Annotated in this window: 16 protein-coding genes and 1 tRNA gene; 6 read left to right on the top strand and 11 right to left on the bottom strand. The window is 33.7% G+C overall.

All coding sequences use genetic code 11. From position 1 onward, the window contains the following. Positions 1 to 140 precede the first annotated feature (140 nt). The 4 genes from QZ136_RS07730 to QZ136_RS07715 all read right to left on the bottom strand — a co-directional run bounded on the left by QZ136_RS07730 (position 141) and on the right by QZ136_RS07715 (position 3994). A complete protein-coding gene (locus QZ136_RS07730) occupies positions 141 to 1418 on the bottom strand; it encodes an acetyl-CoA hydrolase/transferase C-terminal domain-containing protein (RefSeq protein WP_291402127.1) in 1278 nt (425 codons plus the stop codon). Positions 1419 to 1485: 67 nt separating this feature from the next. Then, entirely contained in the window at positions 1486 to 2460 is a 975-nt protein-coding gene (locus QZ136_RS07725) for an MlaD family protein (protein WP_291402125.1), read from the bottom strand. Positions 2461 to 2463: 3 nt separating this feature from the next. After that, complete coding sequence (locus tag QZ136_RS07720; protein WP_291402124.1) at positions 2464 to 3222, bottom strand: ATP-binding cassette domain-containing protein; 759 nt, start codon at positions 3220 to 3222, stop codon at positions 2464 to 2466. Positions 3223 to 3226: 4 nt separating this feature from the next. Next, on the bottom strand, positions 3227 to 3994 hold the full coding sequence (locus QZ136_RS07715) for an ABC transporter permease (protein WP_291402121.1): 768 nt from the start codon (positions 3992 to 3994) through the stop codon (positions 3227 to 3229). Positions 3995 to 4211: 217 nt separating this feature from the next. Here QZ136_RS07715 and QZ136_RS07710 point away from each other — a divergent pair, with 217 nt between their 5' ends. After that, positions 4212 to 5039, top strand: a complete 828-nt coding sequence (locus tag QZ136_RS07710) for an N-acetylmuramic acid 6-phosphate etherase (protein ID WP_291402119.1) — start codon at positions 4212 to 4214, stop codon at positions 5037 to 5039. Between the two features lie 378 nt (positions 5040 to 5417). On the opposite strand, the gene QZ136_RS07705 is transcribed toward QZ136_RS07710, so the two are convergent. Next, a tRNA-His gene (locus tag QZ136_RS07705) sits at positions 5418 to 5491 on the bottom strand. A gap of 215 nt (positions 5492 to 5706) precedes the next feature. Here QZ136_RS07705 and QZ136_RS07700 point away from each other — a divergent pair. Together QZ136_RS07700 and rnhA are read left to right on the top strand one after the other, a co-directional pair. Beyond that, positions 5707 to 7806 (top strand): cation-translocating P-type ATPase, encoded by a 2100-nt coding sequence (locus QZ136_RS07700; RefSeq protein ID WP_291402117.1) that lies wholly within the window; start codon positions 5707 to 5709, stop codon positions 7804 to 7806. Positions 7807 to 7827: 21 nt separating this feature from the next. Continuing rightward, on the top strand, positions 7828 to 8295 hold the full coding sequence (gene rnhA / locus QZ136_RS07695; protein ID WP_291402115.1) for a ribonuclease HI: 468 nt from the start codon (positions 7828 to 7830) through the stop codon (positions 8293 to 8295). Here rnhA and fbp read toward each other — a convergent pair. Genes fbp through QZ136_RS07675 form a run of 4 tightly spaced genes read right to left on the bottom strand, consistent with a single transcriptional unit; the run spans position 8292 to position 10986 of the window. Then, positions 8292 to 9362, bottom strand: a complete 1071-nt coding sequence (gene fbp / locus QZ136_RS07690; RefSeq protein ID WP_291402113.1) for a class 1 fructose-bisphosphatase — start codon at positions 9360 to 9362, stop codon at positions 8292 to 8294. The two genes, rnhA and fbp, sit on opposite strands and share 4 nt — an antisense overlap. A 16-nt stretch (positions 9363 to 9378) precedes the next feature. Further along, positions 9379 to 9873, bottom strand: a complete 495-nt coding sequence (locus QZ136_RS07685; protein WP_291402111.1) for a metallophosphoesterase family protein — start codon at positions 9871 to 9873, stop codon at positions 9379 to 9381. A gap of 10 nt (positions 9874 to 9883) precedes the next feature. Then, the gene (locus tag QZ136_RS07680; RefSeq protein ID WP_291402109.1) at positions 9884 to 10597 is read right to left on the bottom strand and encodes a methyltransferase; all 714 of its coding nucleotides are present in this window, start codon (positions 10595 to 10597) and stop codon (positions 9884 to 9886) included. Next, positions 10597 to 10986 (bottom strand): VOC family protein, encoded by a 390-nt coding sequence (locus QZ136_RS07675; RefSeq protein WP_291402107.1) that lies wholly within the window; start codon positions 10984 to 10986, stop codon positions 10597 to 10599. The genes QZ136_RS07680 and QZ136_RS07675 overlap by 1 nt, the downstream gene beginning before the upstream one ends. Positions 10987 to 11419: 433 nt before the next feature. Between QZ136_RS07675 and QZ136_RS07670 the strand changes: the two genes are divergently transcribed. Both QZ136_RS07670 and QZ136_RS07665 read left to right on the top strand, forming a co-directional pair. Further along, positions 11420 to 13594 (top strand): glutamine synthetase III, encoded by a 2175-nt coding sequence (locus QZ136_RS07670; protein ID WP_291402104.1) that lies wholly within the window; start codon positions 11420 to 11422, stop codon positions 13592 to 13594. Between the two features lie 176 nt (positions 13595 to 13770). Further along, a complete protein-coding gene (locus QZ136_RS07665; RefSeq protein ID WP_291402102.1) occupies positions 13771 to 14964 on the top strand; it encodes an AIR synthase related protein in 1194 nt (397 codons plus the stop codon). A 94-nt stretch (positions 14965 to 15058) separates the two neighbouring features. Here the strand turns inward: QZ136_RS07665 and QZ136_RS07660 are convergent, their stop codons facing one another. Then, positions 15059 to 17263, bottom strand: a complete 2205-nt coding sequence (locus tag QZ136_RS07660) for a S46 family peptidase (protein ID WP_291402101.1) — start codon at positions 17261 to 17263, stop codon at positions 15059 to 15061. A 123-nt stretch (positions 17264 to 17386) separates the two neighbouring features. After that, on the bottom strand, positions 17387 to 20719 hold the full coding sequence (locus QZ136_RS07655; protein WP_291402099.1) for a TonB-dependent receptor: 3333 nt from the start codon (positions 20717 to 20719) through the stop codon (positions 17387 to 17389). A 219-nt stretch (positions 20720 to 20938) separates the two neighbouring features. Here QZ136_RS07655 and lpdA point away from each other — a divergent pair, with 219 nt between their 5' ends. After that, the gene (lpdA, locus tag QZ136_RS07650; RefSeq protein ID WP_291402097.1) at positions 20939 to 22327 is read left to right on the top strand and encodes a dihydrolipoyl dehydrogenase; all 1389 of its coding nucleotides are present in this window, start codon (positions 20939 to 20941) and stop codon (positions 22325 to 22327) included. Positions 22328 to 22333: the final 6 nt, after the last annotated feature.

Raw genomic sequence — 22333 nt, 5'->3', positions numbered from 1 at the left:
ATTTAAAACGATTTTACATCTATATCAAATACAAGATACTGAGACATTTGAATTTTCTAAAATAATTGAAACATATTTTTTAAAAAATGTAAAGAAATGATTTATAATCCATTAGTAAGTCAGTGAGGTGCTAATGAAATCTATTTACCAAAACGTTTGATGACTTCTTTTTCTAGCCATTCTCTATGAGCTGGATGGGCAATACTTATTAAAGCTTCAGCTCTTTGTTTTAGATTTTTCCCGAATAAATTAGTTATTCCATACTCAGTAACCACATAATGAACATGTGCCCTCGTAGTGACTACTCCTGCACCTTCTTTCAAAAAAGGTACAATTTTCGACTGACCGTTCTTAGTGGTTGATGCTAAAGCAATAATGGGTTTACCACCTTCCGATAAGGCAGCTCCCCTCATAAAATCTATTTGTCCGCCAACCCCCGAATATTGGTAAGTACCAATAGAGTCAGAACATACTTGACCGGTAAGATCAATTTCTATTGCAGAATTAATGGCCACTGCCTTAGGATTTGAACGGATAATTTTAGTATCATTAACATAGTCAATCTCTAAAAATACTACTTGAGGATTGTCATCAATAAAATCATATAATTTACGTGTTCCAATAGCAAATCCAGTAGCAATTTTCCCTCGATGTTTTTTCTTAAACTTATTGGTAATAACACCGCGCTCAACTAGTGGAATGATACCATCAGAAAACATTTCTGTATGAATACCTAAATCTTTATGATTAGTTAGAAATGAAAGAACTGAGTCTGGTATAGCCCCAATCCCCATTTGTAAAGTGGAACCGTCCTCGATAATTTCAGCACAATTTCTTCCAATTGTCATAGTAGTGTCATCCATCTGACTTGAATAAGAAACTTCAGGCAAAGGGTCATTAACTTGAACAAAAGAGTGAATTTCATTAATATGTATAATTCCATCACCAAGCGTACGTGGCATTTGATTATTGACCTGAGCAATAATGTATTTTGCATGTTTAACTGCCGAACGAGCAATGTCCACGGAAGTGCCTAAAGAGCAGAACCCGTGTTTATCTGGCGGAGAAACATGAATTAATGCTACATCAAGAGTCAGAATATTTTTGTCAAATAGCAATGGTATTTCACTTAAGAAAATAGGGATATAATCACCGCTATCACTGTTTACTATGCTGCGTACATTTTGAGAGACAAAGAGCGCATTGATTTTAAAACTCTTTGCAAAATCAGGATGATCAAAAATATTGTCGCCAAGTGTAGAAATACTAACTAATTCAACATCTTTTAACTCGCCAGAACGAGCAATAAGCGATTTTAACAAAGTTATTGGTGTTGCTGCACTTCCATGGACAAACACGCGGTGCCCATTTTTAACATTTTTAATGGCTTCTTCGGCAGATTGATAGTTGATATCCATTATTACAATTTAAATTAAAACATCACTCAATATACAGAATAGCATTTTATTCTTTTTATATTTTAATTTATTTGGGAATGGTGTCCTTTTTAGCCTTCTCTTTTTCAAGACGTTTAAAATAACCTCTTAAAAGAAATGAGTGTTTTAAAGCTTCCATACTTTGGTTAAAGCCATCCGTTCCCATTTGGATATTATCAAGACTTGTATTCAGTTTCTTAACCATTAAGGTATCTTTTAGCAAAGAGTTTACAGGACCTTTACCAGAATTAATATCTTTTTGTAGATCTGAAACAACAGTATGAAGTTGTAAGCTTACCAAATTTAAATTATGAGATGATTTATTCAAATTGGATACTAAAACGGTATCATTCAAAAGCATACCCAAAGAACCATTGCCATTGCGTAATTCATTAAGAATTAATTGGAATTCATTACTAATTGCAGCAGCTTTAAGCGTAGCTAATTGAATATTTCTTGCCGATTTTTTAATATCATTCGGAAGTTGATCATCACTCAACAAATCCCAAATAGCAGAACTATTATTAATCCGTTCCACCGTTGTTTTTAATCCTGAAACTATAATGGATACATCATTATTAGTGGTGGAAAGCGTATTTAATATTTTTTCTGTGTCAATAGGTTTCTTACTCTTTAGGAGATCGCCATTTTTAGCAATGCTAGCGTTTAAATTTCCTGGAACTATATTCACAACTTTATTTCCAACTAAACCGTCTGTTCCAATAGCTGTTATTGCATCCTTACGAATAATCTGCTCCATTTCAGTATCTATAATCATAGTCACCTCTACGGTTGTATCATTTAAAATCTCTAATTTTTTAACAGTCCCAGCTTGAATACCAGCATAACGAACATTATTTCCTGGTATTAATCCATTTACATTTTCAAACCTAGTTTTTAAAAGATAATTTGATCCAAAGAGACTCCTATTTCTCCCGATCATATATAAAAGGAGAATTAGGAATAATAAACCTACCAATACAAAAAATCCGAGCTTTGTATTATTAATTAGTTGCTTCTTCATTTATTAATCAAAAAACTGTTTTATGATAGAATCTGTTGATTTCAATAAATTCTTATAAGTATCTGTAGCATAACACTTTCCATCAATTAAAATAGCCACCCTATTACTTGCTAACCTTACACAATTCATGTCGTGTGATATAATTAAGGAACTCGTATTATATTTTTTTTGAATAAGAAGCATTAGCTGAATAATCTCTTTTGCTGTAATTGTATCCAAACCGGTTGTAGGCTCATCATAAAGTATAATTTCAGGTTTTAAAATCAAAGTGCGTGCTAAGGCGATCCTTTTTCGCATCCCTCCAGATAATTCAGCAGGCATCATATCTATTGTATGAGCAAGTCCTACATCTTCTAACGCAGCAAGCACTACCCTATCATTATCCTTTTTTGAAATACCCAATGAATGCCTTCTAAGTGGGAATTCAAGGTTTTCTCTAACAGTCATTGAATCGTATAAGGCATTACTTTGAAACATAAATCCAACTTTTGATCTAATCTTGTCCAATTCATCATGATTTAAATCGGGTACATTTTCACCAAAAACATAAATGCTACCACTATCTGGTTTCAATAATCCAATAATGCATTTTATTAGAACAGATTTTCCAGATCCCGATTTACCTAAAACAACAAGGCTTTCACCACGCTTTAATTCCAAATTAAATTCATCAAGTACCTGATTTTCTCCGAATGATTTGCATAAATCATTTATTTTTAGTACATTATCATTAGTAAACTCAGTCGTTTTCTTGTCGGTCATAAAATTATAATCCCCAAATATTTGTCACCTGAACTGCAAGTAAATCAATGATAAAAATCATGACAGAGGAAACAACCACGGCTGAATTTGCAGATCTACCCACTCCTTCTGTACCTTTTGTGCTAGTATAACCCTTATAGGAACCAATTAAACCAACCGCAAATCCAAAAAAGAAACTTTTTATAAAGGCGGGCAGCACATCACCAAAGACTAGATTATCAAAAACCTGACTCCAAAACAGATTAAAGCTTGTATTGCTATGAATATTTACTCCTAAATATGCACCATACAGGGAAATAGCATCGCCTAGCATAACCAAAATGGGCAACATGAAGGTACAGGCTAAAACACGAGTAACCACTAAATACATAAAGGGGTTCGTTCCACTAACTTCCATGGCATCAATTTGTTCTGTTACCTTCATTGATCCAAGTTCAGCACCAATACTACTTCCTATTTTACCGGCAAATATTAATGCTGTGATTACCGGTCCCACCTCTCTAACAATTGCTATCGCAACGATTGCTGGCAATTGTGATTCGACACCATAATCAGCCATTGATGGTCTTAATTGCATCGTCAAAACAATTCCCATGATAAATGCAGTTAGTCCGATAAGTGGTAACGATTTATAACCTATAACATAACATTGCTTTAAAAATTCAGAGAATTCATAAGGTGGCTTAAAGCCATAAGTGAAAAATCGAGAGTTAAAACGAAATAATTCGCCGCAAACATCTAAAAATGATTTAAGATCTGATTGGATAGACATATGGCTTATAATCGGAATGTTTAGTGATCTAATTAGGTTTTATATAAATGATTAACAATTAAATGGGATAATTGTTATTTATTGACATCAGATCTTTAATTTTAGATAGTTTTAATAATTGGATATAAAATCATAGAATTCAAGCTTTCAATAAAAACAAGATATTCACTTCAAAAAAATATAAAGTGTTTTTTCTAAAACAATCAAATCTACAATCATGCTAAAAATCACGGAACAAGAATCAAATTATAGGCACTTGGAAAAAATGTCGGTTGAAGAAATCACTAAGAATATTAATAAAGAAGATCAGTCTGTTGCCTTAGCCATTGAGCATGCCTTACCAGCAATAAACGACTTAATTAATACCATAGTCGATAAAATATCTACTGGCGGCCGATTGTTTTATGTTGGAGCTGGTAGTGGAGGACGATTATCTGTATTGGATACCATAGAATTGCCTACAACATTTGGCGTTTCAAATGATTTGTTTAATGTAATTCTTGCTGGTGGTAAAGAACATTTAATTGAAGCACCTGAGGAAAAAGAAGATGATATAAATTCAGCTTGGGAGATGCTGGTTCAGCATAAAGTAAACGTGAAGGATATTGTGATTGGGATTTCAGCTAGCGGCACTACACCATTTGTTTTATCAGCTTTAAAAGAATGCAGGAAAAATAATATTAGTGCTGGGTGTATTGTAAGCAATCCAAATTCTACAATTGCAGAGCAATCGGATTATATCGTAGAGCTTATCACCGGACCAGAATTTATTAGTGGAAGTACAAGAATGAAATGTGGGACGGCACAAAAAATGATATTCGATATGATAAGCACTTCAACAATGATTAAACTAGGTCGCGTTCAGGATAATAAAATGGTGAATGTAAAACTTATCAATGATAAGATTATTGATCGCGCAGTAAAGATGTTAATGGGCAACACAGGAATAACTGATTATGCTAAAGCAAAAGAATTATTGTTAAAAGAAGGAAGTGTTAAAAAAGCTGAGGATAGCTGGAAAAACAATAATAAGAGCACTGAATAAAAAAAGGGCCGAATATAAATATTCGACCCTACATCTACCTATGAAAAACATGCCCTTTGGGAGGGCATAAACCTATACACAATTGGTGTGCCAAAAAAAATACGTGCCAAGATCCTTAAAAAGAGATATAAATATTTAATATTTCCCCACATTGTAGAATTTACTACTCACAGTGTAGAAATTATTGCTCAATAAATTGTAAAATCAAATAAAGCAATGACCTATTGTTTTGAAAGATACAAACGATTTAATGTTTTTGATTAAGAAATAAAGATTATTAGAGATTTCTAAGAAATGGAATATCATCTGAGAAGAATTCAGATTCCAGTGCATAAAAAAATCCCCTTCCGTTATGAAAGGGGATTTCTAATATTTACGGGTGGCTGATGGGGCTCGAACCCACGACCCTCGGCACCACAAACCAATACTCTAACCAACTGAGCTACAGCCACCGTTTATTTCTGCAAAACTAAGCATTTAAGCATAGATTGCAAATTTTTTTATCTTAATTTTCTAAGCTGATTATCAGAATGATACGATATAATTATTAATTAATTGATTATTAAACAATTCCAAGCTCCTATTGTCATAAACAAAACATTATAGGATTAACATCAAGCTATACATCCAATTTTGTTAAATTTGTATTATATTAATTAAGGCTAAAATGGAAAAGGAAGAATTGATTGAACTTCAGGTTAGCGGAATGCATTGTAATAATTGTGCTCTTTCTGTGCATAAATTACTTGAAAAGAAGGGCTTACATGATATATACGTAGATTTCGCAAATGATGAAGTAAAGTATAAGACTAATGATCCAAACTCTACTCCTTCCATTATAAAAGAGATTGAGGGACTTGGCTACAAGGTAAGTGAAGATACTGCACCAATCATAGAAAAAGCATATGAGAAAGTCGAGAACAAATTCTATTTCTCATTAATATTTACCATACCACTATTTTCGCACATGTTTTTGCCATTCCATTGGCTTCATAACCCCTTGGTGCAACTGGCATTATGTACACCTGTTTATTTATTAGGATTTTTCCATTTTGGCAAAAGCGCCTTTCATTCCCTAAAAAACGGCATTCCTAATATGGATGTACTTATTTTTATAGGCTCAAGTGCAGCTTTTATTTACAGTATAGTTGGCACAGTTCAGAATTTAGGTCCCGATTACTTGTTTTACGAAACAGCTGCTACCATTATTTCACTCGTATTATTAGGTAATGTTTTGGAAAAGCGCTCGGTTTCTCAAACCACTTCTGCCGTTCGTGATCTCATGCTTTTCCAAGAGGTAAAAGCAAACAAAATGGAAAACGGTGAAATTATTGAAATTCATTCCTCTGAAATAAAACCCGGCGACATTTTAGTAATTAATACAGGCGATAAAATTCCAGTCGATGGAGAGATAATTTGGGGTGAAGCATCAGTTAATGAAGCTATGTTAACGGGTGAAAGTCTGCCAGTCGAAAAATCAAAATACGACCAAGCAATTGGAGGTACAATGATTGAAAAAGGCAGCATCCATGTTTTAGTTACCAAAACAGGGAAGCATACAGTACTTTCTCAAATTATTGACTTAATGAAAAAAGCACAAGCTGCAAAACCTAATATCCAGAAATTGGGCGATAAGGTTGCAGCCATATTTGTCCCAATAGTTGTTGGAATAGCTGTTCTAACTTTTTTTATAGCTTTTTATGCTTTTGATATTAGTTTTCAAAAGTCAATGCTTAATGCCATTGCTGTCTTAGTGATTTCTTGTCCCTGTGCCATGGGACTAGCCACTCCTACCGCGGTAATGGTCGGATTAGGTCGTGCAGCAAAAAGCGGAATCTTAATTAAAGGTGGTCATACAATTGAAGAAATAGCGAAATTAAAATTTATGGTTTTTGATAAAACCGGGACTCTAACTACTGGAAATTTTAAAATTAAATCGCTCGAATGTATTTCCATTTCCCAACAAAAAGCAGAATCAATCATTTTTGGAATTGAAGCCTATTCAAACCACCCCATTGCGCGATCTTTAGTGAAAGAATTAAGTTCAAAATCACCTGAAAAAATCATCTTCACAAAGGTAAATGAAGAAAAAGGTTTAGGTATGTCGGCTACAGATACTGAAGGAAATTCTTATCAATTTGGATCTAAACAAATTCTTTTGCCTGAAGAAGATTCAAGTAATTATAGTCTATTTCTTAAAATCAACAATATTTTAGTCGCTAAAATTGCCATTGAAGATGAAATTAAGCCAGAGGCGGCCAATTTAATTAGTGCACTAAGAAGATTAGGAATAAAACCAATTTTGTTAAGTGGAGATCAGAAAGAAAAATGTGATGCATTAGCCGCAGATTTAGGAATTGAGGAAGTATATGCTGAAACCATGCCTCACCAAAAATTAGAAATTATTGACGGAATTAAAAAAAGAGGAAAAACAGCAATGGTTGGCGACGGAATAAATGATGCCCCTGCCCTAACCAGTTCTGATGTTGGAATTTCGATGAGTGATTCAAGCTCTATTGCTATTCAATCGGCAGAGGTTGTTTTACTTCAAAACGACCTTTTGGCAATTAATAAAATGTTAAAAATAGGAAAACACACCCTCTTAACAATAAAGCAGAACCTTTTTTGGGCCTTTTTCTACAATGTAGTTGCAATTCCAATAGCGGCTGTAGGATTACTAAATCCTATGGTTGGAGCATTAGCTATGGCATTTTCAGATGTAATTGTAATAGGTAATTCTATCCGATTAAAAACAAAATCCTTATAATTGTGCCTTTAAGCCGGATTAATGATTGAGATATATACAGATGGTGCTTCAAGTGGTAATCCTGGTCCCGGTGGCTATGGAGTAATTCTCCGTTCTGGAAAACACTACAAGGAACTTTCAGCAGGATATCGCAAAACTACTAATAACAGAATGGAGCTTCTCGCTGTAATTACTGGTTTAGAAAGTATAAAAGTTGCTGGCCAACAAATAATGGTTTATTCCGATTCTAAATATATTATTGATTCAGTTGAAAAAAAATGGGTTTTTGGCTGGGTAAGAATAGGTTTTAAGGGCAAGAAAAATAAAGATCTTTGGCTTCGTTTTTTAGATGTCTATAAATTACATCAAGTAAAATTCACTTGGGTGAAAGGGCATAATGGCCATCCAGAAAATGAAAGGTGTGATGAATTAGCTGTTCAGGCGGCTCAACAAAGAAATCTCTTAGTTGATACTTTTTTTGAAAAAGAAGAGCTAAAACTAAATATTTAATCTAATCCGCCAATAACCCCTGTTTTGTACAATAATTCATTTAATTTTTCGTCAGATTGATCTTTAGTGTATTGAGACATTAAAGATTCAGCTTTATGCACCATATTTTCAGATCCAATAAAAATGGCTGAACGTTGATGCAAAGAGTGCACATCTTTCTCTAGGATTCGATTAAAACCATCTGTAGCGCGGCCACCAGCTTGTTCAATTATGAAAGCCATCGGATTACATTCATAAACTAGTCTGAGTTTACCATTAGGTGCACTAGAAGTTGTAGGATAAATAAATATACCCCCTTTTATCATATTTCGATGAATATCTGCTACCATTGAGCCTATATATCGAGAGGTAAATGGTCTAGAACTTGTGGGATCTTCCACCTGGCAATATTTCAAATATTTTTTAACTCCTTCAGGAAAATGGACATAATTACCCTCATTAATCGAATAAATGGTCCCATCTTTTGGAATTCTCATTTTAGGATGTGAAAGGCAAAATTCGCCAATTGATGGATCTAAGGTGAATCCGTTAACACCTTTACCTGTAGTATAAACGAGCATAGTTGAGGATCCATAAATAACATATCCTGCTGCAACTTGTTCGGTGCCCTTTTGAAGAACATCATCTATCGTAGCTCTACCCGTTGAGGATTTACGTCTATAAATCGAGAAAATAGTCCCAACAGCAACATTAACATCAATATTGGATGATCCATCTAGAGGGTCTATTGCCACTATATATTTGGCATCTTTTGAGACTTCACCATCGATATAAACAAATTCATCATTCTCTTCAGAGGCAACAATACAACATTCACCACCGCTTTGAAGTGCAGATATAAACTGCTCATTAGCAAATACATCCAGTTTTTTTTGAGACTCTCCCTGAATATTCATTGTGCCCGCTTCGCCTAAAATATCCATTAATCCGGCTTTATTCACTTCGCGATTAACAATCTTAGAAGCAATACCAATATCGCGTAAGAGACGAGATAATTCACCCTTAGCATAAGGGAATTCACTTTGATTTTCAATTATAAATTGACCTAATGTTAAAACTCCCTGCATAGTGATTATTTTTAAATTACCGATTACCCAATTCTATAACTTCTAAATCATGTATTTTCTTCTCGCTGATATTAAATCGAAGGAGCGTGCGGACTTTATGCCAGCCATGCTTGCCAGCTGCTCCCGGATTTAAATGCAGACTTCCTATTTTTTTATCATAAATCACCTTCAAAATGTGAGAATGGCCAGAAATAAATATACTTGGAGGATTATTATAAATTTCCTCACGAATACGAACATCATATTTTCCAGGATAGCCACCAATATGAGTCATGAAAACAGACATTTCTTCACAATTAAACCTTAATTTTTCAGGATAAACAGAACGTAAGTCACTTCCATCAATATTCCCATAAACTCCCCTTAATGGTTTAAAAGAACTTAACTGATCGGCAAGCTCTAAACTACCGAAGTCTCCAGCATGCCAAATTTCATCGCATTTATCGAAATGTTTAAATACAGCATCATCTAAATAACTATGTGTATCTGATATTAAACCTATCTTCATCATATCATTCGTCCTAAAAAATGGTGAAAAAATCTTTTAGAAGGTTTTGGTATTCTGAAGAATAAATACCTTGCGCCTCATAGATAACAAATTTATTAAGATTTAGTTCTGTAGGATTTAAACCAATTTTCAATATTTTCCTATGTGGTTTTGAATCATCAAAAGATTGAATCATGATAATTTCATTTAAGTGTAAATTGGTATTTTTTTCAACTAATTTTTCAATCAAAATAGATGTTTCAATTGGCAAAATCATTACTAAACATCCATTCGGACCTAGTTTTATTACTGAATGATCAAGTAAATTTTCAAAAAAATCTTGAGAGGTATGTCTAGCTATTTCTTTGGTAAAATCTTCAGATTTTAAAGAGTTTATAAAAAAAGGTGGATTAGAGATTATCAGATCATAGCTTTCATTTGTACTTGAAAAGAAGTCTTCAATTGATGAATGAATAGATGTTAGTCGGCTTGCAAATGGAGATTCTTTAAAATTTATTCCTGCTCTTTTTGCTGCATTTTCATCAATTTCAACAGCATCAATACTAGCAGTTTCAAATCTTTGAGCTAACATTAATGAAATCAGTCCAGTACCTGTCCCAATATCAAGTATTCTTTGCGGATTTTTAGCTTGTACAAGAGCTGCAAGAAGAACACCATCCGTATTGACTTTCATTGCACAATCAGATTGATCGATTTTAAACTCTTTAAAATGAAAAATATTATTCATTAGATTTCGTAAAGTTCAATGGGTAATCCATCAGGATCAGCGAAAAAAACAAATCTTTTTCCAGTATGCTCATCTATTCTTATTGACTCAGTAAAAATACCCTTTAATTTCAATTCGTTTACAGCATCTTGCAAATCATCAACTTCAAATGCTAAATGCCTTAATCCTTGGGCTTCGGGAAAGGATAGTCGAGCTGGTGCATTTGGAAATGAGAATAACTCAATTAAATAATTGCCATTCAAAGCCAAATCTAATTTATATGATTGTCTTTCTGTTCTGTAGACCTCTTGTATGATTTGTAAACCTAAAATTTCAGTATAAAAGTGCTTTGAAAATTGGTAGTTTGAACAAATTATAGCCACATGGTGCAGACGATTTAATTTTATCATGTTTAATTGCTAAAATATTGCCTAATTAAATTAATAATAAGCTTTGTTTTGCCACAATTTAATAAATATGCGTGAAAAATGATTCATTTAATTTTCTTTTTATTTCTAGAATTGATGCTCTATGAAAAAATATTGAAAGAAAATAATACAATTGCGCCTTTAAACTTGGTCAATCAATATGATTTATTGCAATAATTAGCAATAAATTCATTAATTTGAAAAGAGTTTTAATAAAAACACAACAAAAAACATTATTTATTTTCAATTATTAGGTCAATAATTTTAATAAATCATTAAAAAACATAAATAATGATCCCAATTATTTATAAATTAGATAAAAAATGAATTTTATTTTCAAATTTTAGTTAAAATTTTAGAAAATATGATTTAATTCTTTTAATTTTATAGAATTAATTTCAAAATAAGCTAAAAAATGTCCACTTTAAGATTTCAAGCACTTAACTCAGTACTTTCAAGGTCAATACCTGAAGTAAAAATGCCTTCTTCAAAATTATCTGATTTTTACGGTTGCAATGTCTTCGATCAGAAGAAAATGAAAGATAATTTATCTAAAGAGGCTTTCAACAGCATCGTTGAATCTATTAATTCTGGAACTCCAATTGATCGGGGTATTTCAGAACAAGTAGCTTCAGCTATGAAATCCTGGGCGATGTCAAAGGGTGCAAGTCATTATACCCATTGGTTTCAGCCCTTAACAGGTACTACTGCAGAAAAGCATGATTCTTTTTTTGAACCAGGATCTGATGGTCAGGGATTAGAGAAATTTTCAGGAGAAGCTCTTTCACAGCAAGAGCCTGATGCATCAAGTTTCCCTAATGGTGGTATCAGAAGTACATTTGAGGCAAGAGGTTACACAGCATGGGATCCATCATCTCCTGCGTTTATTATTGGTACTACATTATGTATTCCGACTGTATTTGTATCCTATACAGGTGAAGCATTAGACTATAAAGCTCCTCTTTTGAAAGCAATTAGTTTAATGGATAAAGCTGCTGTTTCTGTCGCACAATATTTTGACAAAAACATAGATAAGATTAATAGTTCATTAGGTATCGAACAAGAATATTTCTTAGTTGACTTAGCCTTATTTAACGCAAGACCAGATTTATATTTAACGGGAAGAGCACTTTTCGGACATATGTCTGCGAAAAATCAACAACTCGATGATCATTATTTTGGATCAATACCAGAGCGTGTATTAGCTTATATGCAGGATTTTGAAGCTGAGGCTATCAAACTTGGTATTCCCTTAAAAACTCGTCATAATGAGGTAGCACCATCGCAATTTGAGTGTGCTCCATTATATGAAGAAATGAATCTTGCTATCGACCATAATTCATTGCTAATGGATTTAATGGATAAGGTAGCTCGAAGACATAATTTTAAAGTGCTTTTACATGAGAAACCTTATGCTGGTATTAATGGTTCTGGAAAGCATAATAACTGGTCGCTGATAACAAATACAGGTAAAAACTTGCTTTCTCCTGGTAAGACACCTAAAAACAATTTGATGTTCCTTACATTCTTTGTAAATACTATCAGAGCTGTTTTTGAATATTCAGATCTTTTACGTGCTTCAATAGCTTCTGTTAATAATGATCATAGATTAGGTGCAAACGAAGCACCTCCTGCCATTATTTCAATGTTTTTAGGCTCTCAGTTGAACGATCTATTGGATGAGATTGAATCATCGAGGGTAACAAATAAGATGAAGCAGGAGCCTTCATTATGGACCAACATTCCTAAAATACCTCAAATTTTATTGGATAATACAGATCGTAATCGTACTTCTCCATTAGCTTTCACTGGTAATAAGTTTGAGTTACGTGCGGTAGGTTCTTCAGCGAATTCAGCCAATCCAATGACCATCCTAAACACAATTGTAGCTAGTCAGTTAAACAAGTTCAAAGTTGAGGTTGACAAATTGATTAAGAAGGGTGAGAAAAAGGATGTCGCAATCATGACTGTCATTAAACGTTATATCAAAGAATCAAAAGCTATACGTTTTGAAGGTAATGGTTATAGTGATGAGTGGGCTGAAGAAGCAAAAAAGAGAGGTTTATCAAATATCAAAACCACTCCTAAAGCATTAGACGTTCTATTAGATCCTAAAACAGATAAATTATTTGAAGAAACAGGAATATTCAGCAAACGTGAGTCGCATGCACGCCATGAGATACTTTTAGAAAGCTATTTCAAAAAACTTCAAATCGAAGCTAGAGTAATGGGTGATTTAGTTGATAACGTAATAATTCCTACAGCTATTAACTATCAAACCACTTTGATTGAAAATGTTAAAGGCCTAAAAGAAATTGGTTTAAGTGAAGATACTTATGCTGCGCAGCTTGAAATTATAAAGAAAATTTCTGGACACGTTAATTTTATTAGAACAGCTAACCTAGAAATGGTTAATGAGCGTAAAAAAGCTAACAATATCGAAGATATTAGAGATAAATCAATCGCTTATGATGAAAAAGTAAAATCTTACTTTGACCCAATCAGATATCATGTAGATAAATTAGAACAATTAGTTGATGATTCTAAATGGCCATTACCTAAATTCAGAGAATTATTGTTCCTTAAGTAATCGATTTAAAAGTTAATAAAAAATAAGAAAGTCCTCAAAATGGGGACTTTCTTATTTTAGACCAAGCTGTTTTCTATTCATTAGAAAAACATTATAAAATACCTGAACTAGCAAATGAAAAGCTAAATTTGTAGAGGTTTTAAATAATTAAGAATACAATTACTATTTTTGAAGGAATGTCAGATCTTAAATACAACCAGCGCGGCGTTTCAGCTGATAAAGAGGATGTGCACAATGCCATCAAAAACATCGATAAAGGAATTTTCCCTAAAGCTTTTTGTAAAATCATACCAGATATATTAGGATCTGATGAGGCTTATTGCAACATCATGCACGCCGATGGTGCAGGTACAAAATCTTCCTTAGCCTATATTTATTGGAAAGAAACAGGCGACATCTCTGTATGGAAAGGAATTGCTCAAGATGCTATCATTATGAACCTTGATGATTTACTATGTGTAGGTGCCACAGATAACATTATACTTTCATCAACTATTGGACGAAATAAGAACTTAATACCAGGCGAAGTTATTGCTGAGCTTATTAATGGCACAGAAGAAATATTGGCTGAATTAAGAGAGCTTGGCATAGGAATTTATTCTACTGGTGGCGAAACTGCAGATGTTGGAGATATCGTTAGAACGATAATTGTAGATTCTACCGTAACCTGCAGAATGAAACGAGCTGATATCATTAGTAATGAGAAAATTAGTCCCGGTGATGTCATTGTAGGATTATCATCATCAGGTAAAGCAAGTTATGAAAGTGAATATAATGGAGGAATGGGCTCTAATGGATTAACATCTGCAAGACATGATGTTTTTCATAAATACATTGCAGAAAAATACCCAGAGAGCTACGACCCTGCAGTTCCTTATGAATTGATATTTTCGGGAAGTAAAAATTTGAAGGATTTAATTTCAATACCAGCAAGCAATTATAATAATGAATTAAGCATTACAGCTGGAAAACTGGTCCTATCTCCTACTCGTACCTATGCGCCAATAATTAAGAAAATTCTAGATCAATATCGTGATAAAATTCATGGTATGGTACATTGTAGTGGTGGTGCACAGACCAAGGTGCTTCATTTCATCAATAATTTGCATATCATTAAAGATAATATGATTCCAGTACCACCTCTTTTTAGTCTTATTCAGGAGCAATCTGGGACTGATTGGCGTGAGATGTATAAAGTTTTTAATATGGGTCACAGAATGGAATTTTATGTACCTGAAGAAATTGCCGAATCAATTATGGAAATTTCAAAAGGTTTTAATGTGGATGCCCAAATTATTGGCCGAGTTGAAAAATTTGAAGGAAAACAAGTCACAATCAAATCGCCATACGGAGAGTTTATTTACCAATAACATTCTCCAGTCTCAGTAATTTTATTGCACAAAAAAGCCTTTTTGAATAATCAAAAAGGCTTTTTTTATAATTTCTATAATTCTTTATTGAGAATTAATTCATTATTAATTTATTTTTAGGAACCGGTAATTTGTTTGTTTTAATATCAAGTTCATCGATAATATTCTTTGCTCCACCTAAAACTTCGATACACCAAAGAACAAAGCGAATATCAACTGAGATGGTACGCTTATATTGCTTATCAAAAGCGATATCACCGCTCATTGCCTCCCAATTACCATCAAAAGCTATACCTATTAACTCACCATTTCCATTTAATACTGGGGAACCTGAATTACCACCAGTAATATCATTATTACTAATAAATGCTACAGGAAGAGTACCATTTTCTACATACCGACCGAAATTTCGATTTTCATAAGCCTCTAGCAATGATTTAGGAAGGTCGAATTCATCATCACCTGGTTGATATTTGGCAACCATTCCATCAATAGTTGTATTAATATCATAGGTAATTCCATCTTTGGGACTATAATTCTGAATAGCACCATAGCTAATACGCATTGTAGAATTTGCATCAGGATATGTTAAAACACCTTTATTTTTTTCTAATAGCGCTTTTAAATACAAATTATCCAAACGATTTTTCTCTACTTGAAAATCAGCTAAAACAGTCCCGAAGTTATTTTTAATATATTCTTGTGGAACTAAATTTTTAGCATACTGATAAGCTGGATCAGCTTCTAAAACATCTGAACTTGGGTTAAGTAAAAACTGACGTAGTTTTTCAGGGTTCACTAGCTTACTATTTTCCCATAAATTATTTACAAAGCTATTGAAACTTTCAGCGGGACTAGCATTAGGAAAATCAATTAGAATTTGTGAAATGAATTTAGGGTGCTGAGATTTAGGAACATCCTGATAGAATGATGTTAGAATCTGAGCTAAAATTTTCTTGTCGGCAATTTCAGAATAGGTATTTTGATAATTATCTACCAATGAATTAAAGTTTTGCTTCGTTTGAGTTTGAAATGCAGCATCTTCTTTACGAGTATTCATTGCTTTGAGCATACTAGCCACTTGATTTATATTACGTACAAATGAAGAGGCTAATAATCCTTCATTTACATAGGTAATGTGAACAGCAAAAGGCTCATAGGCTTTATAGGCCTTATTATATGAATCCATTAGCTGTGAATTAACTGGAGAAGCAGCAGACCATTGCGTAAATTCAACTTCTTGCTTTACTTTTTCGTCAGCAATTTTTAAGCGTTTTAATTGTTCTGTCTGACCGATAAAGTATTTCCAGTAATTAGCAATATTTGCATAAAGAGAAGATAATTTAAGTCTAGTATCAACACTTTTATCCATTTCCTCTTTCCAAGCTTTTAAACGTATATCACGAAGTTTTACAGTAGTGGGATTTGTTTTCTCTATTGCTAAGTTAACACCATGAGATGTTAAATAACGATCTGTGCGTCCAGGAAAACCATAAACCATAGAAAAATCACCATTTTTAACTCCTTTTATAGAAATGGGTAAAGATTTTTTAGGTGTATAAGGCTTATTATTTACAGAGTATGCGGCAGATTTATTATTTGCATCTGCATAAACACGAAACACTGAAAAATCACCCGTATGGCGAGGCCATTCCCAATTATCAGTATCACCACCAAACTTGCCAATCGACTGTTGAGGAGTACCTACTAAACGAATATCATTGAATCTTTCATAAACAAACAATAGGTATTGATTTGCTTTATAAACATCTCTCACATCAGCTTCGTAACTTGTAGCAGCAATTGCATCACTTGTAATTTTCTTAGTTGCTTCAACTATTTTAGCTGCTTTATCTTTGTCACTTACTCCGGCAATAGCTGCCATAACTTGGGGAGTAACATCTTCCATGCGGACAAGAAATCTTACAAAAAGTCCTTTAATTGGTTTTTCTTCTTGATAAGATTTAGCATAAAAACCATTATCCAAAATATTATTTTCGGGGCTTGAGTTAGATGCTATAGCATCATAACCACAATGGTGATTAGTAAAAACCAATCCGTTTTTCGAAACAATTTCACCCGTACAAAAACCTCCAAAAGAAACAATAGCATCCTTAATGCTTGCTTTATTTACACTGTAAAGATCTTCAGGAGTTAATTTAAAACCCTGCTTCTTCATTTGTTCATAGTTCTTTCCAATGAGCATTGGAAGCCACATTCCTTCGTCGGCTTTTAAAGGCGGGGCTAAAAACAGTAAAATGGCCATCAGTAGTACTGATGTATATTTAAGTCTCTTCATAATTATGGTTTATTATATTGGTTATACAAATGTAAGCTCTAGAATGTTAATATAAAATATCAGGAAAAAATTGGGCAAAAAAAAACCCGCTTCGTATGGAAGCGGGCTTTTAGTAATTATATACTATTGGAAATTGTAACGAATACCAAATTGCATGTAATATGTTGATGAAATGGTTTGAGAAGTACCAAAAGTACTTTTCACTATATCACCATTGGCAGCGGCCATTCTAAATATAGGTTTTGTAGTTGAAGAAATAAGGTCCACATTGCGAGGAACTAAAATTTCTCTATTATTTACAAAATTGACATTACCCCAATTTTTATTTAACAAATTACCTAAATTAAATACATCCATTGTAAATTGTACTGAATTTTTAGCACCATTTACATCTTTGAAGATTTCTTGAGTTAATCTAAAATCAACTTGATTTCTCCAAGGTGAAGTTCCTCCATTACGTTCAGCATAAGAGCCTCTATTTTTACTCAAATACTTATCTTGTTGAATGTAAGATTCAAATAAATCACTTTGCTCTTGAGCAGTATAACCAGCCGCTCTATAACCAGAAGTATTAGCTGGAATTGCCTGGAATGATGAGGCTGGCATTTCACCTGCCTTAGGAATATAAATCAAATCATTACTTTGACCATCTCTATTAAAGTCGGAAGAATAAGTATAAGAAAATCTTCCCTGTTGAGATCCTTCATAAAATAAAGAGATTGAAGTTGCTAAATTATCAAAGTATTCTCTCTTGTAAGAAAGTGATGCAATTACTCGATCAGGATTTAAATTACTAGAATAACTTAAAGTAGGAGAATTTGCATTACTGAATGTTTGTGGAATAGACCATAAATTCAACAATTGATCTCCACTTCCATCACCAAAGTTACGTTGATCCGTTTTGGTATATGCAGCCATAACAGATAAGCCTTTTGAAAATTGCTTAGTCAATTGAGCTGTTAACATCCAGTTATAACCTCCTTTAGTATTAGTCATTTTAACAACATTTAACGCAGAAGTACCTGTTGAAGAAGGAATTCCAGCAGAAGTGATATTTACAACTTGTCTCAAATTAGTAGAGTTTCCATAAAATGGTCTACTATCAGGATAACCTGTAAAATTGAATACTGTTGGATCTTTTAAGTTTACGTTTTGAGCGGTTGCAGCATATAAATCTTTTCCATAGATACCTTCTATGGTACCAACCATACCCCAAGGTAATTTTACGTCAACACCTAAGCTAGATTTCCAAGTTTGAGGGAATCTTAAATCTTTTGACATCGCACTAATGGTTCCAGGGATACTAGTTCCTGCTGCTCCTTTAGTAGAAGTAAGGTTTGGTGCTGTACTCGGATTAAAAAATGGAGTTGATGAACCAGAGTAAGTTTGAGTAAACTGTAATAATCCAGCATCACCAGATTGAGAAACTATCCATACAAATGGAACGCGTCCTGTAAAAATACCTGTACCTCCTCGTACTTGTAATGAACGATCACCTTTCACATCCCAGTTAAAACCGAAACGAGGAGAATAATTCATTCTAGCTGCTGGAAGCTCTCCAGTATTAACCTTTTGTCCATTAGCAAAAGTTTGAGCTGCAACCAAAGGATGAGTTCTAATCTCATCAACACCTGGATATGTAGCTTGTTCAAATCTAATTCCAGCAGTTAATTTTAATGCGTCGGAAACTGCAAACTCATCTTGCAAATAAGCTGAGTATTGTGAAAATTTAAATGATGGGAAAGCTTGTGAGCCATCAGCAGTTAACGGATAAGTAACTGAATATTGTAATGGACGTGCTCCACCTACAAAATCAGACCATGATTTGAAAGTATAAAATCCGGCACCATAACGTTGAAAACCGTTCTTTGTAGTACTAAATTCAGCTTGCAATCCTAAAGTTAAATTATGCTTACCTAGAGCCAAACCTAATTCGTCGCTAAAAGTGTAACTTTTCACATCTCTTAGGTTACCATAAGTAAAAGCTTCATAACCAAAAGTAGTTAAAACATTTCCTGCGCTTGTAGCTGATTGCGTACCATCTAAAATATCAACCATTGGGAATGGTGAACTATCAGTAGTTCTAGGATCATTTTGATGAGAGTAAGTAGCACGCAATGTGTTAGTTAGTTTACTACCAAAGTTAGAGTTCAACTCAGCAGTAGAACTGTATAAGTTAGCTGCTTGATAATAATTTGTATTCTGAAAAGGTAAACCAGCATTATTATTCAAACCAGATCTAACATTTCCATAAGTTAAGTTACCGGTAATAGCTGAACCAGAAACTGAAGTGCTTGGTGAGTTCGGTGTCTGACTTTCTACTTGATTGTAGCGAACACTTAAACGATGATTTTTGGAAATATTCCAATCTAAGCGAGCAAATAATTTGTCATTATTACTGATATTATTAAAGTTTTCATAAATACCAGTTTTATAACCATAGGTATCAAGTAAATATGAACTCACGGAATTCATAAAATCTGCAGTAGTTCTTGTAACTGTAGAAATTGAACCATAAGGCCGTTGTGGAGTAGCTGCAATTCTAGGAGAACCAGGAGCTGTAGTTTTTTTAAATTCCGCATTGACAAAAAAGAACAATTTATCTTTAACGATTGGTCCACCAAAACTAGCGCCAAAGTTTTTCTCATCAAATTTTTGTAAAGTTGGGATAGTATAATTGCCAATTTTTTTACCTTGCTGGTCATCACCGCGCATGGTGTAAAAAGCATTACCGAAAAATTTATTTCCCCCAGAACGAGTAACCGCATTCACCGCACCTCCTGTAAAACCAGACTGACGAATATCATAAGGAGTAACATTGATAGAAATTTGTTCTAACGCATCGATAGAAATTGGAGAACCATTTGCAGGAATGTTTGAACCTATACCAAATTGATTATTAAAATTCGCTCCATCTACAGAAAAATTATTTGAACGATAATTTCCACCACCAATGCTAGTTCCATTTGCTTGTGGTGTTAGACGAGTAATATCATTTACACTACGAGAAATAGTAGGTAATGATTGAATTTGAGCACGACCAATATTTGTAGTGGCTCCAGTTCTATTAGCATTAAGAACCGAATTAGGATCTTGTGCAGTAATCACAACTTCTTGAAGTTGATTACCTGATTCCTTTAATGTGACGTTTAAAACAAATGGCTCACCTAAATTAAGTATAACATTACTAAAGGACTCCGATTGATATCCAACGTAAGTTACTTGAATAAGATAAGGACCACCCACACGCATGTTAAGGATGTTAAATCTTCCATCAACGCCGGAAGATGAACCGTAAACAGTCCCAGTAGGCTGATGTGTAGCCTTAATAGTTGCACCAATAAGTGATTCCTTTGAATCACGAATAGTACCCGATAAACTACTTGTTGTTACCTGTGCTGATGCATCAAACACAAAGGATAACACAACAAGTGTTAGGAGTAGAATTTTCTTCATAAAGTTGATTTTAAATGGTTGGTTATTTTAATCGCCGCAAATATACAGACCTTTTATCAATCACAACAATTTCAATGTTAAGTAATTATTAAATCTTTCGAATAGTTATCGACATTTTAATCTTTTCAACATTTATAACAAGACTTTATAAATATTTTCAAGCCCTTGAGTATTTTATTAGATTTGCATTAATTTTCAATTGTACTACAATTAATATATATGAATTACGACATCATTATTATCGGAAGTGGACCAGGTGGTTACGTAGCAGCTATAAGAGCAGCTCAATTAGGCCTTAAAGTTGCCATTGTTGAACGTGAATCTCTGGGTGGAATATGTCTAAATTGGGGTTGTATTCCCACAAAAGCATTATTAAAAAGTGCAAACGTTTTCGAATATATAACACATGCGGCTGATTATGGAATCAAAGTTCAAGGTTCTGAGGCTGATTTCGGAGCAATCATAAAAAGAAGTCGCGCTGTTGCCGAAGGGATGAGCAAAGGTGTTCAATTCTTGATGAAAAAGAATAAAATCGATGTCATCATGGGCACAGGTAAAATAAAGAAAGGTGGAAAAGTGGAAGTTCTTGGTGCTGATGGCTCAACTAAAGAATATACCGCTAAATATACTATTTTGGCAACTGGAGGTCGTTCACGTGAATTACCAAACTTAAAACAAGATGGTAAAAAAGTGATTGGATACCGTCAAGCAATGGCATTAGCTGAACAACCTAAATCGATGGTTGTTGTAGGATCTGGTGCAATTGGAGTAGAATTTGCTTATTTTTATAATGCTCTTGGTACTAAAGTTACAATCGTTGAATACCTTGATAATATCGTTCCTGTTGAAGATGAAGATATCTCAAAACAATTGGTGAGAAGCTTCAAAAAATCTGGAATTAATATAATGACTGGAACCAATGTGGAGTCGGTTGATACAAGCGGTAAAACATGCAAAGTAACCGTTAAGAATGCTGTCGGGACAGAAGTTATAGAATGTGATGTTGTTCTTTCGGCTGTTGGTGTTAGTACCAATTTAGAAAATTTAGGATTAGAAGAAGTTGGTATAACAGTAGATAAAGGTCGTGTTCAAGTTGATGATTTCTATAAGACCAATATAGAAGGTGTTTACGCCATTGGAGATATTGTTAAAGGACAAGCTCTTGCGCATGTTGCTTCTGCTGAAGGAATTATTTGTGTTGAAAAGATTGCTGGACATCATCCTGAGCCTTTAAATTACAATAATATTCCTGGATGTACTTATTGCTCTCCAGAAATTGCTTCTGTTGGATACACCGAAAAAGCAGCAAAAGAAGCTGGTTATGAAATTAAAGTAGGAAAATTCCCATTCTCTGCATCCGGAAAAGCAAGTGCTGCAGGTGCTAAAGATGGTTTTGTGAAAGTGATTTTTGATGCTAAATATGGTGAATTCCTCGGCGCTCACATGATTGGAACCAATGTTACTGAAATGATTGCTGAAGTAGTTGTAGCTAGAAAATTAGAAACTACTGGCATGGATATCGTTAAAACGGTACACCCTCACCCTACCATGAGTGAAGCAATTATGGAAGCTGCAGCTGATGCATATGGTGAAGTAATTCACTTGTAAAATATT

Source organism: Daejeonella sp., from assembly GCF_017495225.1.
Classification (GTDB): Bacteria; Bacteroidota; Bacteroidia; order Sphingobacteriales; family Sphingobacteriaceae; genus Daejeonella.
The sequence above is the reverse complement of the archived record's forward strand: the minus strand, read 5'-3'. Positions and strand labels throughout refer to the sequence as shown.

Excerpts from the sequence above, each read along its gene's own strand:
- QZ136_RS07680 (WP_291402109.1), bottom strand. The coding sequence starts at position 10,597 with ATGAATAATATTTTTCATTTTAAAGAGTTTAAAATCGATCAATCTGAT.
- QZ136_RS07685 (WP_291402111.1), bottom strand. The coding sequence starts at position 9,873 with ATGATGAAGATAGGTTTAATATCAGATACACATAGTTATTTAGATGAT.
- QZ136_RS07730 (WP_291402127.1), bottom strand. The coding sequence starts at position 1,418 with ATGGATATCAACTATCAATCTGCCGAAGAAGCCATTAAAAATGTTAAA.
- QZ136_RS07715 (WP_291402121.1), bottom strand. The coding sequence starts at position 3,994 with ATGTCTATCCAATCAGATCTTAAATCATTTTTAGATGTTTGCGGCGAA.
- QZ136_RS07660 (WP_291402101.1), bottom strand. The coding sequence starts at position 17,263 with ATGAAGAGACTTAAATATACATCAGTACTACTGATGGCCATTTTACTG.
- rnhA (WP_291402115.1), top strand. The coding sequence starts at position 7,828 with ATGATTGAGATATATACAGATGGTGCTTCAAGTGGTAATCCTGGTCCC.
- lpdA (WP_291402097.1), top strand. The coding sequence starts at position 20,939 with ATGAATTACGACATCATTATTATCGGAAGTGGACCAGGTGGTTACGTA.
- fbp (WP_291402113.1), bottom strand. The coding sequence starts at position 9,362 with ATGCAGGGAGTTTTAACATTAGGTCAATTTATAATTGAAAATCAAAGT.
- QZ136_RS07675 (WP_291402107.1), bottom strand. The coding sequence starts at position 10,986 with ATGATAAAATTAAATCGTCTGCACCATGTGGCTATAATTTGTTCAAAC.
- QZ136_RS07720 (WP_291402124.1), bottom strand. The coding sequence starts at position 3,222 with ATGACCGACAAGAAAACGACTGAGTTTACTAATGATAATGTACTAAAA.
- QZ136_RS07655 (WP_291402099.1), bottom strand. The coding sequence starts at position 20,719 with ATGAAGAAAATTCTACTCCTAACACTTGTTGTGTTATCCTTTGTGTTT.
- QZ136_RS07700 (WP_291402117.1), top strand. The coding sequence starts at position 5,707 with ATGGAAAAGGAAGAATTGATTGAACTTCAGGTTAGCGGAATGCATTGT.
- QZ136_RS07670 (WP_291402104.1), top strand. The coding sequence starts at position 11,420 with ATGTCCACTTTAAGATTTCAAGCACTTAACTCAGTACTTTCAAGGTCA.
- QZ136_RS07725 (WP_291402125.1), bottom strand. The coding sequence starts at position 2,460 with ATGAAGAAGCAACTAATTAATAATACAAAGCTCGGATTTTTTGTATTG.
- QZ136_RS07665 (WP_291402102.1), top strand. The coding sequence starts at position 13,771 with ATGTCAGATCTTAAATACAACCAGCGCGGCGTTTCAGCTGATAAAGAG.
- QZ136_RS07710 (WP_291402119.1), top strand. The coding sequence starts at position 4,212 with ATGCTAAAAATCACGGAACAAGAATCAAATTATAGGCACTTGGAAAAA.